The organism is Streptacidiphilus sp. ASG 303 (assembly GCF_020991365.1).
Lineage (GTDB): Bacteria > Actinomycetota > Actinomycetes > Streptomycetales > Streptomycetaceae > Peterkaempfera.
Window position 1 is genome coordinate 39929 of sequence record NZ_JAJLRA010000034.1, and the last position, 14882, is coordinate 54810.

The following is a 14882-nucleotide window of genomic DNA, read 5'->3' on the forward strand; positions in this document are numbered from 1 at the left end:
GCCGGTCGGAGCAGCGGCGGGCGGCCGCCGGAAGGCGCGGAGCGGCGGTCCGGTCCAGGCTCGGGGACGAGGACGAGGACGAGGACGAGGCCGGGGACGGGGGTCCCGGGCGGGGGCCATGCGGTGGAGGAGGCGGTGTGGAGCAGGTGGTGGAACCGATGGGCGGCCGGGCCGAGGTGGTGGTGATCGGCGTCGGCAGTGAGTTCCGCCGCGACGACGGCGTCGGGTGTGCGGTGGTGCGCAGGCTGGACGGCCGGCTGGGCGAGGGGGCGGCGCTGGAGCTGTCCGACGGGGATCCGGGCCGGTTGATCGCGCTCTGGGAGGGCGCGGGCCTGGCGGTGGTGGTGGACGCGGCCCACGCGCATCCGGGACGTCCGGGGCGGGTGCACCGGCTGGAGACGGCGGGCGGGGCTGACGGGAGCGGGAGCGCGGGCCGGGGTCAGGGCGCGGGCGCGGGGGCGGGTGCGGGCAGGGATGTCCGCGCGGACCTGCGGGACCGGCCCGGGACGGCCGGCGGGGCGGGTGCGGACGAGCCAGGGGCCGGGGGGGCGGGGATCGGCGGGGCGGGTGCGGACGGGACGGGGGCCGGCGGGACGGGCGCCGCCGCCCCGGCGGGCCGGTCCGGGCAGGCGAGCTCGCACGGCCTGGGGCTGGGCGAGGCGGTCGAGCTGGCCCGCGCCCTGGACCGGTTGCCGGAGCGGCTGGTCGTGTACGCCGTGGAGGGCCGGGACACCTCGTGCGGCACCGGGCTGTCCGAGCCGGTGGCGGAGGCGGTGGGTCCGCTGGCGGACCGGATCGCGGCGGAGGTGGCCGGGTACCTCGCCCGGACCGGCGGCGGGTGAGGGCCCGGCGGCCGGACGGGGACGGGGCGCGGACGGCACCGGGCGGGGACGCGGCGGGCGGGGTACCCGCGGGGCGGGCACGCGGCGCGGAACCGCCTTTCGGCCCTTCCCGGGGGCCCGGTCGGCGGCCGGGGCGGATGATGGAGGGGAGCACACCGGTACAGAACCGGATGAACCGGAAGGGGCGGCGATGGCGGCCACCGACGGCGCCGACGGCGCGGTCATCGGCACCGGGGGCCTGGCGGCGCTGGTCCGGCTGCTGCGGGAGCGCGGCCGGACCGTCGTCGGCCCCACGGTGCGCGACGGCGCCGTGGTCCTCGCCGAGCTGGAGTCCGCCGACGAGCTGCCGTACGGGTGGGGGGTGGAGCTGGAGGCCGGGCGGTACCGGCTGCGGCGGCGCGCGGACGGCGCGGCGTTCGCGCACAGCGCCGGGCCGCAGTCGTGGAAGACCTTCCTGTACCCGCAGCGGGTGCGGCGCTGGAGCGCCGACCGCGGCCCGGACGGCGCCCTGGCGGTGGCCGCGGAGCCGGAGCCCGCGGTGTCGTACGCCTTCCTCGGCGTGCGGCCCTGCGACCTGCGGGCGATCGCCGTGCAGGACCGGGTGCTGACCGGCGGCCGGTACGCCGACCCGGACTACCGGGGCCGCCGCGCGGGCGCCTTCCTGGTGGCGGTGGAGTGCACCGAGCCGGGGGCGACCTGCTTCTGCGCCTCGATGGGCTCGGGGCCGGGCGCCGGACCCGGGTACGACCTGGCGCTGACCGAGGTGGTCGACGCGGACGGCCACCGCTTCCTGGCGCGGCCGGGCACGGACGAGGGCGCGGAGATCCTGGCCGCGCTCCCCCGCCTCCCGGCCGACGGCGGCGCCACCGCGCAGGCGGCCCGCACGGCGGTCGCCGGGGCGGCGGACCGGATGGGCCGGTCGATGCCGCCGGTGGACCTGCGGGCGCTGCTGCGCGGTACCCTGGAGGCCGACCGCTGGGACGACGTGGCGGCGCGCTGCCTGACCTGCGGCAACTGCACCATGGTCTGCCCGACCTGCTTCTGCACCGCACCCGAGGACGTCACCGACCTGACGGGGGACCACGCCGAGCGGTGGCGGGTCTGGGACTCCTGCTTCGACCTGGAGTTCTCGCACCTGGCGGGCGGCCCGGTGCGCTCCTCGGGGCGCAGCCGGTACCGGCAGTGGCTCACGCACAAACTGGGCACCTGGCACGACCAGTTCGGCAGCTCGGGGTGCGTGGGGTGCGGCCGCTGCATCGTGTGGTGCCCGGTCGGGATCGACATCACCGAGGAGGTCCACGCCCTGCACGCCGAGGCACGGGGCGGGTGCGGCGCCGGCGGGTGCGGGTGCGGCGCGGCAGAGGACGGCGCGGCAGAGGTCGGTGCGGGCGGGGTCGGCGCGGGCGGACCGGGCGCGGCGCCGGGGACCGGGCCGTGAGCACGCCCGCGGGCGGCGCCCTGGCCGCGCTGACGGCGGGTCAGCGGGAGCGGCTGGCCGCACTGGCCCGGGAGGCGGCGTTCCCGGCCGGGGCCCGGATCTTCGAGGAGGGGGAGCCCGCCGACCGGTTCTGGGTCGTCCTGGAGGGCCGGGCCGCGCTCGACGTCTCCGTTCCGGGCGGGCCGCGGCCGGTGGTGGAGACGCTGGGGCCGGGCGACCTGCTGGGCTGGTCCTGGTTCTTCCCGCCGTACGTGTGGCACCTGGGCGCGGTGGCCGACGGGCCGCTGCGGGTCCGGGAGTTCGACGCGGCGGCGGTGCGGGTGGTGTGCGACGAGGACCCGGTGCTCGGCTACGCCCTGGCCCGCGCCGTGGGCGGCGTGGTGGCGCACCGGCTCAAGGCCACCCGGATGCGGCTGTTGGACCTGTACGGGCCGCGGCCCGGCGGGGGCGCGCCGTGACGGCGCCCGCCGCGGCCGTCCGCGGCTCCGCCGCCGTCCCGCTCCCCTACCGGGTGGTGCGCCGCGACGAGGAGACGGCGGACACGGTGACGCTGGCCCTGGAGCCGGCCGGGGAGGGCCTGGAGCCGTTCCGGCCGGGGCAGTTCGCGATGGTGTACGCCTTCGGCCGCGGCGAGGTCCCGGTGTCGGTGAGCGGCGTGGAGCGCGGGGGGAGCGGCGGACGGCGCGGCGAGCGGCTGCTGCACACGGTGCGGGCGGTCGGCGCGGTGTCGGCGGGCCTGCACGGTCTGCGGCCCGGCGACGGGGTCGGCGTGCGGGGCCCGTACGGGACGGGCTGGGAGCCGGCGGCGGCGGAGGGCGGCGACGTGCTGGTGGTGGCGGGCGGCCTCGGGCTGGCGCCGCTGCGCCCGCTGGTGCGGGAGCTGCTGGCCCGGCCGGAGCGGTACGGGCGGCGCAGCGTCCTGCTCGGCGCCCGCACGCCCGCCGACCTGCTGTACCGGGAGCAGGTCCGGGCGTGGTCGGCCGCCGAGGGCCTGCTGGTGGGCGCCGCCGTGGACCGGCCGGGGCCGGGCTGGGACGGCGACGTCGGCACGGTGGTGGCGCTGCTGGGGCGCGCCCGGTTCCACCCGCCGGACACGGCGGCGTTCGTCTGCGGGCCGGAGGTGATGATGCGGGCGACCGCGCGGGAGCTGGTCCACCGGGGGGTGCCCGCGCACCGCATCCGGGTCTCCCTGGAGCGCACCATGCACTGCGGCACGGGCCACTGCGGGCACTGCCAGCTGGGTCCGGTGCTGCTCTGCCGGGACGGACCGGTCCTCGGCTGGGACCGCGCCGGGCCGCTGCTCGGCGTGCGGGAGCTCTGAGCGCCGTGGAGGGACGGGAGCAGGAGCACCGGCCGCGGCTCGCGGTGTGGAAGCTCGCCTCGTGCGACGGGTGCCAGCTCACCCTGCTCGACTGCGAGGACGAGCTGCTGGCGCTGGCCGGTCGGGTGGAGATCGCGCACTTCCTGGAGGCGTCCAGCGCACCCGGGCCGGGCCCGTACGACCTGTCGCTGGTCGAGGGGTCGGTGACGACGGCGGAGGACGCGGAGCGGGTCCGGCACATCCGGGCGGTCTCCCGGCGCCTGGTCACGATCGGCGCCTGCGCCACGGCGGGCGGCATCCAGGCGCTGCGCAACTTCGCGGACGTGGAGGAGTTCCGCGCCGCCGTGTACGCCCGGCCGGAGTACGTGGCGACCCTGGCGACCTCCACGCCGGTCTCGGCGCACGTGCCGGTCGACTTCGAGCTGCAGGGCTGCCCGATCGACCGCGGGCAGCTGCTGGAGGTCCTCACGGCGCACCTGGCGGGCCGGAAGCCGGGCATCCCGGCCCACAGCGTCTGCTTCGAGTGCAAGCGGCGGGGCACGACCTGCGTCACCGTCGCCCACGGCACGCCCTGCCTGGGGCCGGTCACCCATGCGGGCTGCGGGGCGCTGTGCCCCGCGTACGGGCGCGGCTGCTACGGCTGCTTCGGCCCGTCGGACTCGCCGAACCTGCGGGCGCTGGTGCCGCTGCTGCGCAGCGACGGGGCGGACCGGCGGGACGTGGTGCGGCTGCTGCGGACCTTCAACGCGGCCGCGCCGGCCTTCGCCGAGGCGTCGGCGGAGGTCGAGGCGTCGGCGGAGGCCGAGGCGTCGGCGGAGGCCGGGGCGTCGGCCGGCGGTCCGGCGGAGGCGGGGGCGCCCGCCGGGAACGGCGACGAGAACGGTACGGAGGGCCCCGGCGAGGACGGGCCCCGCGACGGACGGAGCACCCCGTGACCCACCGCGGCTCCCGCGTCCTGCACGTCGGCTCCCTGGCCCGGGTCGAGGGCGAGGGCGCCCTGCACCTGGCGGTGGACGGCGGCGCCGTCACCGCCGCCCGGCTGCGGATCTACGAGCCGCCGCGGTTCTTCGAGGCGTTCCTGCGCGGCCGCGGCCACACCGAGCCGCCCGACATCACCGCCCGCGTCTGCGGCATCTGCCCGGTGGCGTACCAGCTGAGCGCGTGCGCCGCCGTCGAGGACGCCTGCGGGGTCACCGTCGACGGCTCCCTGGCGGAGCTGCGGCGGCTGCTCTACTGCGGGGAGTGGATCGAGAGCCAGACGCTCCACGTCCACCTGCTGCACGCCCCCGACTTCCTCGGCCGGGCGGGCGCCGTCGAACTGGCCCGCACCCACCGGGCCGAGGTCGAGCGGGGCCTGCGGCTCAAGCAGGCCGGGAACGCCCTGGTGGAGGTGCTGGGCGGCCGGGCGATCCACCCCGTCAACGTGCGGCTGGGCGGCTTCCACCGCACGCCGCACCCCCGTGAGCTGGCGCCCGTCCGCGAGCGGCTGCGGCGGGCCCTGGACGATGCGTGGGGGGCGCTGCGGTGGGTGGCGGGGTTCGACTTCCCCGACGCGCACGCCGACGAGGACCTCCTCGCCCTGGCCGAGCCCGGCCGGTACGCGATCGCGGGCGGCGTGCCCACGGTGGTGCCCGGGACGGGGGCCGGCGGGGGCGGGGCCGGGGGCGGCCGGGCGGACGTGCGGACGTTCCCGGTGCGGGAGTTCGCAGCGCACGTGGCGGAGGAGCAGGTGCCGTACTCGACCGCGCTGCAGTCGCGGCTCGACGGGCGGCGGCACCTCACCGGGTCGCTGGCCCGGTACGCCGTCAGCGGGGCGCTGCTGTCGCCGCTGGCGCTGGAGGCCGCGCGGGAGGCGGGGCTCGGCGACCCGCGCGAGGGGGCCGTGTGCCGCAACCCCTTCCGCAGCATCCTGGTGCGGTCCGTGGAGGTGCTGTACGCGGTGGAGGAGGCGCTGCGGATCATCGACGCGTACGAGCCGCCGCCGCGCCCGTACGTCGAGGTGCCGCCGCGGGCCGGGACCGGCCACGGCGCGACCGAGGCGCCGCGCGGCCTGCTCTACCACCGCTACACCCTGGACGCGGACGGGACCGTCGCCGAGGCGTCGCTGGTGCCGCCCACCGCCCAGAACCAGGGCGCCATCGAGGAGCACCTGCGCCGGGTGGCGCAGTCCCGGCTGGACGCCGCCGGGCCGGAGGGGGCGGACGACGCCGAGCTGACGGCGTGGTGCGAGCGGGCCGTGCGCAACCACGACCCGTGCATCTCCTGCTCCGCCCACTTCCTGGACCTGGCCGTGGACCGCCGCTGAGCGGCGGGCCGCACGTGCCGCGGCCGCCCGGTCGGGTGGGACCAGGGCGGCCGCGGTGCGCGTGCGGGGGGGGGCTCAGCGCAGGTTCTTCAGCGCCTTCTGGAAGGCGGCGGCGTGGCGCGCCTCGTCCTTCGCGGTGTCGGCGAAGAACCGGGCGACGGCGAGGTCGCCGGCGGCGCGGGCCCGCTTCGCGAAGCGCGGGTACATCGTGTCCGCCTCGTAGCGCTCGTTCACGACGGTCCGCCCCAGGTTGACGCGGGTGCTGCGGACGAGCCCGGCCAGGACGGCCTCACCGGCGAAGTGCTCGCGCAGCTCGACGGCGGCCGAGCCGGAGAAGAGCCGCGCCAGGGCCGGGTTGCCGCTGCGCAGGGCGCGGGCGGCGTACTGCAGGTAGAGGGCGTTGGCGCGGGCCTCGCCGTGCATGGCGGTGTCCAGGTCGGCCTTCGTGCGGGCGGCGCGGACCTTGGGCATGCCGGCGGGCACCGCCACGGGGTCGAGCTTCGGCGGGGCGGGGATGCGGCCCTTGCCGGTGAGGACGACGGCGAGCGCGGCCTTGAACCGCTTGCAGTGGGCGGCCTCGTCGCGGGCGATCTCCGTGAAGAGCTCGGCGGCCTTCAGGTCGCCCGCGCGGCGGGCGGCGCGGGCGAAGCCCGGGTACATGACGGTCGACTCGTAGGTCTCGCCCTTGATCGCGGCGCGCAGGTTCGCGGCGTTGCTCCCGACCAGGCCGGCGAGCGCCGCCCCCTCGCGGAAGTGCTCGCCGAGCTCGACGGCGGCGGTGCTGCGGTACAGGCGGCCGACCGAGGCGAGGCGCTGCCGGTCGGCCTGGGCGGCGAAGAAGGTGTAGGAGGCGTTGGCGAACGCCTCGCCGCGCAGGGAGGCCGTCAGGTCGACGCGGGTGCCCGGGTGGAGGGCGGCGGCGGCCCGGGGGCGGCTCGCGCTCGGCGGGGCGGCGGAGGCTGCGGTGCAGACGGACGCGCCGGCGGCCAGCGTACAGGCGGCGGCGAGCAGGGCCTGTATCCGGTGGTTCATGACGTGGCTCCTTTGCCTGGCGCCGTCGGACGGCGCCCGCAGCCCATCAGAGCAGGGGCGGCCGGGCGGAGCGCCCGGAAGTGCGCCGTCTGGGTGAGCGGAGCGTGTTCTTCCACGTACGGAAAGTCACCGCACGGCCCGGTCCCGGTGGTGGGGGCGGGAGGCCGCGGCCATGCTGGGCGGTGTCGGTTCAGCATGCGGCGGAGGAGGCACCCGTGGCCCAGGAGGACCTGCGGAACCCCGTGGTGGTCGGGGTCGACGGGACGGACGAGAGCGGGCACGCCGTGTCATGGGCGCTGGAGGAGGCCGCCCGGCACGGGCTGCCGGTGCGCCTGGTCCACGCCTTCGAGTACCCGCCGCCCCTGCTGCCCTTCTACGACGCGGCCACCGGCCTGGGCGAGGACCACCTGCGGGAGGTCGCCCGCGGCGCGATGGCCCGCGAGCTGTCCTGCGCGGTCGGCCGGGCCCGGACGCTGCCGGTCACGGGCGAGGTCGTCGACGGGCCGCCCGTCGACGCTCTGCTGGCGGAGGGCCGCCGCGCCGCGCTGCTCGTCGTCGGTACCCGCGGCTTCGGGGCGTTCGGGGAGCTGCTGGTGGGATCCACCGGTACGGCGCTCGCGGCGCAGGCCGTCTGCCCGGTCGTGGTGGTGCCCGCGCCCCGGCCCGAGAACGTCCCCGGCGGGCCGGTGGTGGTCGGCGTGGACGGCTCGGCCTGCTCGCAGGCCGCCGTGGCGCTCGCCTTCGGGGAGGCGTCGCTGCGGGGCGTGCCGCTGGCGGCCGTGCACGCGTGGCGGGAGTCGCTGCGCGGGCTCGCGGAGGGGGCGGCGGACCGGGAGCGGGGTGCGCAGGGGGAGGAGGCGGAGCACGGGATGCTGCTGTCGGAGGCGCTGGCGGGCAACCGGGGCCGGTACCCGGACGTGGAGGTCGACGGCGGCGCGGTGCGCGGCCACCCGGTGCGGGCCCTGCTGGAGGCGTCGCGGGGCGCGTCGCTGCTGGTGGTCGGCGCGCGCGGCGCCGGGGGCTACGAGGGCATGCCGCTGGGGTCGGTCGCGCAGGGCGTGCTGCACCACGCGAACTGCCCGGTCTGCGTGGTGCCGCCGGCCTGACCGGCCGGGTCCGGCGGGTGCGGCCCGGCCGGTGGGCGCGGAGGGACGGACGGGCGGGCCGCGGGCGCGGGCCGCCCGTCCCGTGCCGTCAGTCGACGGGGTGCGGGTAGCGGAGCAGGACGCCGAGCCCGTCGTCCAGCGGCAGCTCCTCGCGGTCGACGACGACCAGTTCGGCGCCCGTGCCGACCACGGCGCGGATCAGGGCGGCCCCGGCCGGCTCCTCCCAGCAGGACTGGACACCGGCCTCGTGCAGCTCCCCGGCGGTGAGGGCGACCTGCCGGGGCGCCATGCCGACCCAGAGCGTCCCGGGGAGGTCCGGCGGGTCGTTGACCAGCAGGGACTCCGCACGACCGGCCCGCAGCGCGCCGACGGTGGCGGCGAGCCCCTCCTCGGCGCCGCGGCCGCGGGCCCGCTGGGACAGGAACCGGTCCACGCGGTCCCTGTCCCGCCCGGGCATGCGGCCCCGGAAGACGTAGCCGAGCTCCTCCTCCAGGAGGGCGCGGCCGGGGCCGGACCCCGCCCCCGCGTCCTGGAGGCCCACGACGCGGTCCCGCAGCCGCCGGGGCAGCTCGCGGACGAGGACGCCGCGCACCCACGGGTCGGCGGCGACGACCAGGGCCTCGGCGTCGCCGCGGTCCGCGAGGCCGGTCAGCTCCTCGGCGAGCCGGGCCGCGGCCTGGCGCCACTCCCCCGCCGGGATGCGGCGCCGGACGCGTCCGCCGCCCGCGGCCCGGGTGGCGGGCCACCGTCCGACCTGCACCTCGACGTCCAGGTCGTGCGGGGACTCCCGGGACGACGGCCCGGTGTCCGCCTCCCGTTCCGCGCGGCGCACGGCGACCGCCGCGTAGGGGATGTCGGGGGCGTGCTGGAGGGCCAGCGGCAGGGCGTCGGGCAGCATCGTGTACCGGGCGGTGTCGCGGGCCGGGGGCTCGGGCAGCTCCTCGGTGAGGGCCAGCCGGCCGTGCGCGGCGAAGACGGCCTGGCCGTGCCGGCCGGACACGTCGCGGTCGGTGCCGACGACGTGGGCCAGCGCGCCCGTGGTGGCCATGTCGGCGCCCTGCGCGGCGAGGTCGTCCCGCAGGTGGCGCCACCGCAGGCCGATGGCCCGCTCGGGGTCCTCGATGTCCCGGGAGGTGTCCAGGTACGCGCACGCGAAGGGGCCCTGACGGGCGTACAGCGGGCTGAGGAACGTCAGTTTCACGGGTCGCCTCCTCGTCGGACCACCGGGACGGCCGCCCTCCCCGGGCGGGCGCCCCGTGCTCCGGCCGGGCGCGCCCGTCCGCTCCGCAGACCTCCTGACACGCTACCCGCGGCGGGGCCCTGCTCCACCGGGCCGAACGGCCCCGTCGCCCGGCCGGTGGGCCTGCGGGCCTGCGGGCCTGCGGGCTCCCGACGACGGGCGCCCGGCACCGCGGGCGGACCCCTGCGGACGGACCACTGCGGGCGGTCGGGCCCGGGTGCGGCGGGCCGATCGGCCCTATGGGCGTGCGCCGCGGCCGTCGAGCCTGGAGGTACGGGCCGTGGGGACGGCCCGCGGGCGAGAGGAGGCGGTCGTGCCGGTGACACCCGGGCAGCCGGTTCCTCCCGGACGGGCCGCCCCCGCCGCGCGGGCGGTCCCGGAGCGGCACGCGGGTCGGGACACGCGTGCGGACCGGGACCCGCAGGCACCCGCGGACGGCGGGCGGCCGGCCCCGGGCGGCGGCCTGTGGCGGGCCGCCGCCCACGAGACGCACACGGCGGTGGTCTTCTTCGCCGCGGACCGCGCCTACAAGGTCAAGAAGCCGGTCGACCTGGGATTCCTGGACTTCACCACCCCCGCCGCGCGCCGCGCCGCCTGCGAGCGGGAGGTCGCCCTCAACCGCCGCTTCGCCCCCGACGTGTACCTGGGCCTCGGCGAGCTGTCGCCGCCCGGCGGCGGCCCCCCGGAACCCCTGGTGGTCATGCGGCGGATGCCCGAGGACCGGCGGCTGGCGCACCTGGTGCGGACGGGGGCGCCCGTCGACGACCACCTGCGCCGGGTCGCCCGGCTGCTGGCGCGCTGCCACGCGGACGCCCCGCGCGGACCGGACGTCGACCGGGAGGGCACGGCCGGGGCGCTGCTGGGGCGCTGGGAGGCGAACCTCGCCCAGCTGGACGACCTGGGCCCGGAGCCGAGCCTGAAGGACACGGCCGCGGAGGCCGGACGCCTGGTGCGGCGCTACCTGTCCGGGCGCGGCGCCCTGTTCGAGCGGCGGATCCGGGAGGGCCGGGTCGTCGACGGGCACGGCGACCTGCTGGCGCAGGACGTCTTCTGCCTCGACGACGGGCCGCGCGTCCTGGACTGCCTGGAGTTCGACGACCGGCTGCGGTACGTCGACGGCCTCGACGACGCCGCGTTCCTCGCCATGGACCTGGAGCGGCTGGGCGCCCCGGCCGCCGCGGCGTTCCTCCTGGAGCGGTACGGCGAGTACTCCGGCGACCCGGCGCCGCCGTCGCTGTGGCACCACTACGTGGCGTACCGGGCGTTCGTCCGGTGCAAGGTGGCGCTGGTGCGGGCCGGGCAGGGCGACCCCGGGGGCGCCGCCGAGGCGTACGGGCTGGCCGGGGCCGGGCTGCGCCACCTGCGCACGTCGGCGGTCTCCCTGGTGCTGGTGGGGGGCCTGCCGGGCAGCGGCAAGTCCACCCTCTCGGGCGCGCTGGCCGACCGGCTGGGGCTGACCCTGCTGAGCAGCGACCGGCTGCGCAAGGAGCTGGCCGGCCTGCCGCCGGACCGGCCCGCGCCGGCGGCCTGGGGCGAGGGCCTGTACACCCCGGAGCGGACCCGGCTCACCTACGACGCCCTGCTGGAGCGGGCCGCCGCGCTGCTGGCGCAGGGAGAGTCGGTGGTGCTCGACGCCACCTGGACGACCCGCGAGCGGCGGGAGGCGGCCGCGGAGACCGCCCGGCGGGCCTGCGCGGACCTGGCGGAGCTGCGCTGCGAGGTGCCGCGGGAGCTGGCGGAGGCGCGCCTGGGCGGGCGGCCGGCGGGGGCGTCGGACGCCGACGCGGCGGTGGCGGGGGAGCTGGCGGCGCGGGCCGACCCGTGGCCGCGGGCCTCGGCGGTGGACACCGGCGGGTCCCTGGACGCGGCGGTCTCCCGGGCCGTGGCGGTGGTGCGCCCGTACGGCACCGGGCAGGCCCCGCCGTTCCGGCGCCCCTTCATGGAGCCGGACTGACGCGGGGGCGGCACGCACGGGGCCGGGGTCCCGCGACCGGGGGAGGACGTGACGGGGGGGGGGGCGACACGGCGGGGGGACGACGTGACGGGGACAGGCACGGGAGCGGCGACGCGCCCGGTCGGAGAGGAGCGGTCATGAAGGCGAGCATCGGGGACCGGCTGATCGTCGAGAGCGCCACGACGGGCGTCGCCCGCCGCGACGGCGAGATCGTCGGCGTGCACCACGCCGACGGCACCCCGCCGTACGACGTGCGGTGGTCCGACACCGGGCACGTGTCGATGGTCTTCCCCGGACCCGACGCGCACGTCCACCACTACGCCGGGCACGGTGCCGGGCAGGAGGAGCGGACCGGGACGCCCGCCTGACAGGCCCGTGCGGCGCCCCCGGCGGGCCGCCGCACGTGCGTGCGCAGGACGGGCATGTCCAGGACGGGCATGTGCAGGACGGCGGGTTCCCGGCGGCGCAGGCGGGTGCCGGCGGCCCGGGGCGCGGGCCGGCCCTCAGCCGGCGGCGGACCCGCCGGCCCGGGCGCGGATGCGCCGCCCGCTGAGGCGCTCCATGCCGATCCGGATCCACAGCGGCCGGTCCCCGCCCGCCCAGGGCGGTGAGGCGGCGAGCGCCGCGAGGCGGCGCTGCCCCGCCTGGTCGGTGACCTGCACGGCGTGCCCGGTGACGAGCACGCTCCAGCCCTCGCTGAGGGTCTCGTCGATGTGGTCGACCTCGAAGGAGACCGCCGCGCCGGCGCCCGCGGCCCGCGCCGTCTCCGTACCGGGTGCGGTGCGGAAGACGACGGCGTCCTCGTCGACCGCGTAGTTGACGGGGATCGCGGCGGGCCCCTGCTCCGTGGTGAGCACCACCCTGCCGACGCCGCGGGCGGCGAGGTGGGCGCGGCACTCCGCCGGCTCCAGGACCAGCAGTTCGGTGCCGGGCGCCGCCCAGCCCGCTCCGGGCGGTACCGCGGCCTGCTCGCCGCGGAGTTCGGCGGCGGTGGTGTCCAGGGCCCCGGCCAGCCGGAACATGCCCTCCCGGTTGGGCCCGACGGGCCGCTCCTCCAGGTACTCCAGGTAGCCGGGCGACATCCCGGCCCGGTGGGCGACCTCCTGGCGGCTGAGGCCGAGCTGCTCGCGGCGGCGGCGCAGCCGCCGGCCGAGCTCGGTGCTGTCGGACCGGCCGCCGGCGCCCGCTCCGGCGGGCGTGCTGTGCTCCGGCACGGATGCTCCCATGGACGTCAGGCCTCGTGGAGGTGGTGGACCGGGCGGGGCGCCGTGCTGTCGACGGTGCCGGCCTGGATGAGCCGGTGGCCCAGGTCGACCAGGGCGCGTCCGACGGCGAACTCGTCGCCGATCTCGGGCACCTGCGGGTCGCGCGGGCTGCGGCGGGCCTCGCCGTGGCCCTCCAGGACGTTGTCGCCGGTGTCGAGCACGACCCGTGCGGCGGTGGCGTCGCCCTCCTCGAAGAGGTAGAGGCGCACCTGCCAGGACTTGGTGTGTGCGGCCATGGCCTCGCTCCTTGCGGCTCCTCGCGGCTCACCGCGTCCGGGGCCGGCTGCCCGGACCCGCCCCGCGGCTCCTGGTCCTTCCCTCCCCTGCGGCTCCTCCCCCGGTGGTGCGGCCCCACTCCCCCGCACCGGGCCCACTCCCACTGTGCGGCGGGGGCCCGGGGCCTGCCAGGGACCTTCGGCCCATCCGGGTGCACCGTGCACGGGGTGATGCTCGAAGGTGCGGAGCGCCCCCGGTGGAGGGAGCTGTGATGCCGGCACTGCGCGTGCGACCGAACGTCACGGACTACGGGCAGGCGTGCCGCGACTTCTCCTGGCAGCGGGCGCGGTCCCTGCTGAGCGGCCTGCCGCACGGACGCGGCCTGAACATCGCCCACGAGGCGGTGGACCGGCACGTCCTGGCCGGGCACGGCGACCGGACGGCGCTGCGCTGCGTGGCGGCCGACGGCTCCGCGGAGCCGGTGTCGTACGCGGAGCTGGCCGCGCGCACCGGCCGCTTCGCGAACGTGCTGCGCGGCCTGGGCGTGGGGCGCGGCGACCGGGTGGCGTCGCTGCTGGGGCGGTGCCCGGAGCTGTACGCGGCGGTGCTGGGGACGCTGAAGAACACGTCGGTGTTCTGCCCCCTCTTCCCCGCGTTCGGCCCTGCGCCGGTCGCGGAGCGGCTGCGCCTGGGCGGCGCCCGGGTGCTGGTGACCACCGAGGAGCTGTACCGGCGGAAGGTCGCCGGGGTGCGGGAGGGGCTGCCGGAGCTGGAGCACGTCCTGGTGGTGGGGCCGTACCGGGACCCGGTGCCGGGCGGGCGCTCCCTGGAGGAGCTGCTGGCCGCGGCGGAGGAGCACTTCACCGTGCCGCCCACCGACCCGGGGGAGACGGCGCTGCTGCACTTCACCAGCGGCACCACGGGCACGCCCAAGGGTGCGCTGCACGTGCACGAGGCGGTGGTCGCCCACCACGCGACGGCGGCGACGGCGCTGGACCTGCACCCGCACGACGTGTTCTGGTGCACGGCCGACCCCGGCTGGGTCACCGGCATCTCGTACGGGGTGGTGGCACCGCTCACCCACGGGGTGACGGTGGTCGTCGACGCGGGCGAGTACGACGCCCGCCGCTGGTACGGGATCCTCGCCGGGGAGCGGGTCACCGTCTGGTACACGGCGCCGACGGCGGTGCGGATGCTGATGCGGGCAAGCCCGCGCGGCGGGCCCGCGGAACTGCCGCGCTCGTTCGACCTGTCGGCGCTGCGGCTGGTCGCGAGCGTCGGCGAGCCGCTCAACCCGGAGGCGGTGCGGTGGGGGCAGGAGGTGCTGGGCCTGCCGGTGCGGGACAACTGGTGGCAGACCGAGACCGGCTGCATCATGATCGCCAACCTGGCCTCGGACGAGGTGCGGCCCGGGTCGATGGGCCGGCCGCTGCCGGGGGTGGAGGCGGGGCTGCTGGCGCGCGGTCCCGACGGGCGCGCCCTGGTGGAGGACGGCCGGGTGCGGCCGGTGGCGGGGCCGGACGAGGTGGGCGAGCTGGCGCTGCGCCCGGGGTGGCCGTCGATGTTCCGCGGCTACCTCCACGACGAGGAGCGGTACCGGGCGTGCTTCGCGGACGGCTGGTACCTCACCGGGGACCTGGCGCGGCGGGACCGCGACGGCTGGTACTGGTTCGTGGGCCGGGCCGACGACGTGATCAAGTCGGCGGGGCACCTGGTGGGGCCGTTCGAGGTGGAGAGCGTCCTGATGGAGCACCCGGCGGTGGCCGAGGCCGGGGTGGTCGGGCGGCCGGACCCGGTGGCGGGCGAGGTGGTCAAGGCGTTCGTCTCGCTGCGGCCCGGGCACGAGCCGGACGAGGCGACGGCCCGCTCGATCACGGCCTTCGCGCGGCGGCGGCTCGGCCCGGCGATCGCGCCCCGGGAGGTCGCCTTCGCGGCGGACCTGCCCCACACCCGCAGCGGCAAGGTGATGCGGCGGCTGCTGCGCGCCCGCGAGCTGGGGCTGCCGGAGGGGGACGTCTCGGCGCTGGAGACGCCGGCGGCGCCGGAGGCGCGGGGGGCGCCGGAGGCGCGGGGGGCGCCGGAGGCGCGGGGGGCGCCGGAGGCGCGGGGGGCGCCGGAGGCGCGGGGGGCGCCGGAGGCGCGGGGGGCGCCGGAGGCGCGGGG

At 78.7% G+C, this 14882-nt stretch carries 13 protein-coding genes and 1 pseudogene; 10 read left to right on the forward strand and 4 right to left on the reverse strand.

Translation table 11 applies throughout. The features are described 5' to 3' along the window. Positions 1-137 precede the first annotated feature (137 nt). The 6 genes and pseudogenes from LO771_RS31755 (at position 138) to LO771_RS27120 (ending at position 5906) form a co-directional block, all read left to right on the forward strand. Positions 138-842, forward strand: a complete 705-nt coding sequence (locus tag LO771_RS31755; protein WP_374228259.1) for a hydrogenase maturation protease — start codon at positions 138-140, stop codon at positions 840-842. A 190-nt stretch (positions 843-1032) separates the two neighbouring features. Beyond that, positions 1033-2280, forward strand: a complete 1248-nt coding sequence (locus tag LO771_RS27100; RefSeq protein WP_230747366.1) for a 4Fe-4S dicluster domain-containing protein — start codon at positions 1033-1035, stop codon at positions 2278-2280. Continuing rightward, the gene (locus tag LO771_RS27105; protein WP_230747368.1) at positions 2277-2738 is read left to right on the forward strand and encodes a cyclic nucleotide-binding domain-containing protein; all 462 of its coding nucleotides are present in this window, start codon (positions 2277-2279) and stop codon (positions 2736-2738) included. Before LO771_RS27100 ends, LO771_RS27105 begins: the two co-directional genes overlap by 4 nt. After that, complete coding sequence (locus tag LO771_RS27110; RefSeq protein WP_230747370.1) at positions 2735-3601, forward strand: FAD/NAD(P)-binding protein; 867 nt, start codon at positions 2735-2737, stop codon at positions 3599-3601. Before LO771_RS27105 ends, LO771_RS27110 begins: the two co-directional genes overlap by 4 nt. Positions 3602-3606: 5 nt before the next feature. Next, positions 3607-4356: pseudogene (locus LO771_RS27115) on the forward strand (oxidoreductase); the annotation flags it as partial. 176 nt (positions 4357-4532) lie between these two features. Beyond that, a complete protein-coding gene (locus LO771_RS27120; RefSeq protein ID WP_230747374.1) occupies positions 4533-5906 on the forward strand; it encodes a Ni/Fe hydrogenase subunit alpha in 1374 nt (457 codons plus the stop codon). 75 nt (positions 5907-5981) lie between these two features. Here the strand turns inward: LO771_RS27120 and LO771_RS27125 are convergent, their stop codons facing one another. After that, the gene (locus tag LO771_RS27125; protein WP_230747375.1) at positions 5982-6938 is read right to left on the reverse strand and encodes a ferritin family protein; all 957 of its coding nucleotides are present in this window, start codon (positions 6936-6938) and stop codon (positions 5982-5984) included. Positions 6939-7153: 215 nt separating this feature from the next. Here LO771_RS27125 and LO771_RS27130 point away from each other — a divergent pair, with 215 nt between their 5' ends. Continuing rightward, positions 7154-8044 (forward strand): universal stress protein, encoded by an 891-nt coding sequence (locus LO771_RS27130; RefSeq protein WP_230747376.1) that lies wholly within the window; start codon positions 7154-7156, stop codon positions 8042-8044. A gap of 88 nt (positions 8045-8132) precedes the next feature. Here the strand turns inward: LO771_RS27130 and LO771_RS27135 are convergent, their stop codons facing one another. Next, positions 8133-9245, reverse strand: coding sequence for a hypothetical protein (locus tag LO771_RS27135; protein WP_230747378.1), 1113 nt, complete (start codon positions 9243-9245; stop codon positions 8133-8135). Between the two features lie 502 nt (positions 9246-9747). On the opposite strand from LO771_RS27135, the gene LO771_RS27140 reads away from it, so the two are divergent. Further along, positions 9748-11238, forward strand: coding sequence for an AAA family ATPase (locus LO771_RS27140; protein ID WP_230747389.1), 1491 nt, complete (start codon positions 9748-9750; stop codon positions 11236-11238). 137 nt (positions 11239-11375) lie between these two features. Further along, positions 11376-11606 carry a DUF1918 domain-containing protein gene (locus tag LO771_RS27145; RefSeq protein WP_374228260.1) on the forward strand — a complete coding sequence of 77 codons (231 nt, stop codon included), beginning with the start codon at positions 11376-11378 and terminating at the stop codon, positions 11604-11606. Positions 11607-11741: 135 nt separating this feature from the next. On the opposite strand, the gene LO771_RS27150 is transcribed toward LO771_RS27145, so the two are convergent. Then, positions 11742-12452, reverse strand: coding sequence for a pyridoxamine 5'-phosphate oxidase family protein (locus LO771_RS27150; RefSeq protein ID WP_308189015.1), 711 nt, complete (start codon positions 12450-12452; stop codon positions 11742-11744). A gap of 17 nt (positions 12453-12469) precedes the next feature. Continuing rightward, positions 12470-12739 carry a dsRBD fold-containing protein gene (locus LO771_RS27155; protein ID WP_230747380.1) on the reverse strand — a complete coding sequence of 90 codons (270 nt, stop codon included), beginning with the start codon at positions 12737-12739 and terminating at the stop codon, positions 12470-12472. Positions 12740-12990: 251 nt separating this feature from the next. On the opposite strand from LO771_RS27155, the gene acsA reads away from it, so the two are divergent. Further along, a partial coding sequence (gene acsA, locus LO771_RS27160; RefSeq protein WP_230747382.1) for an acetate--CoA ligase occupies positions 12991-14882 on the forward strand: 1892 nt, incomplete at its 3' end.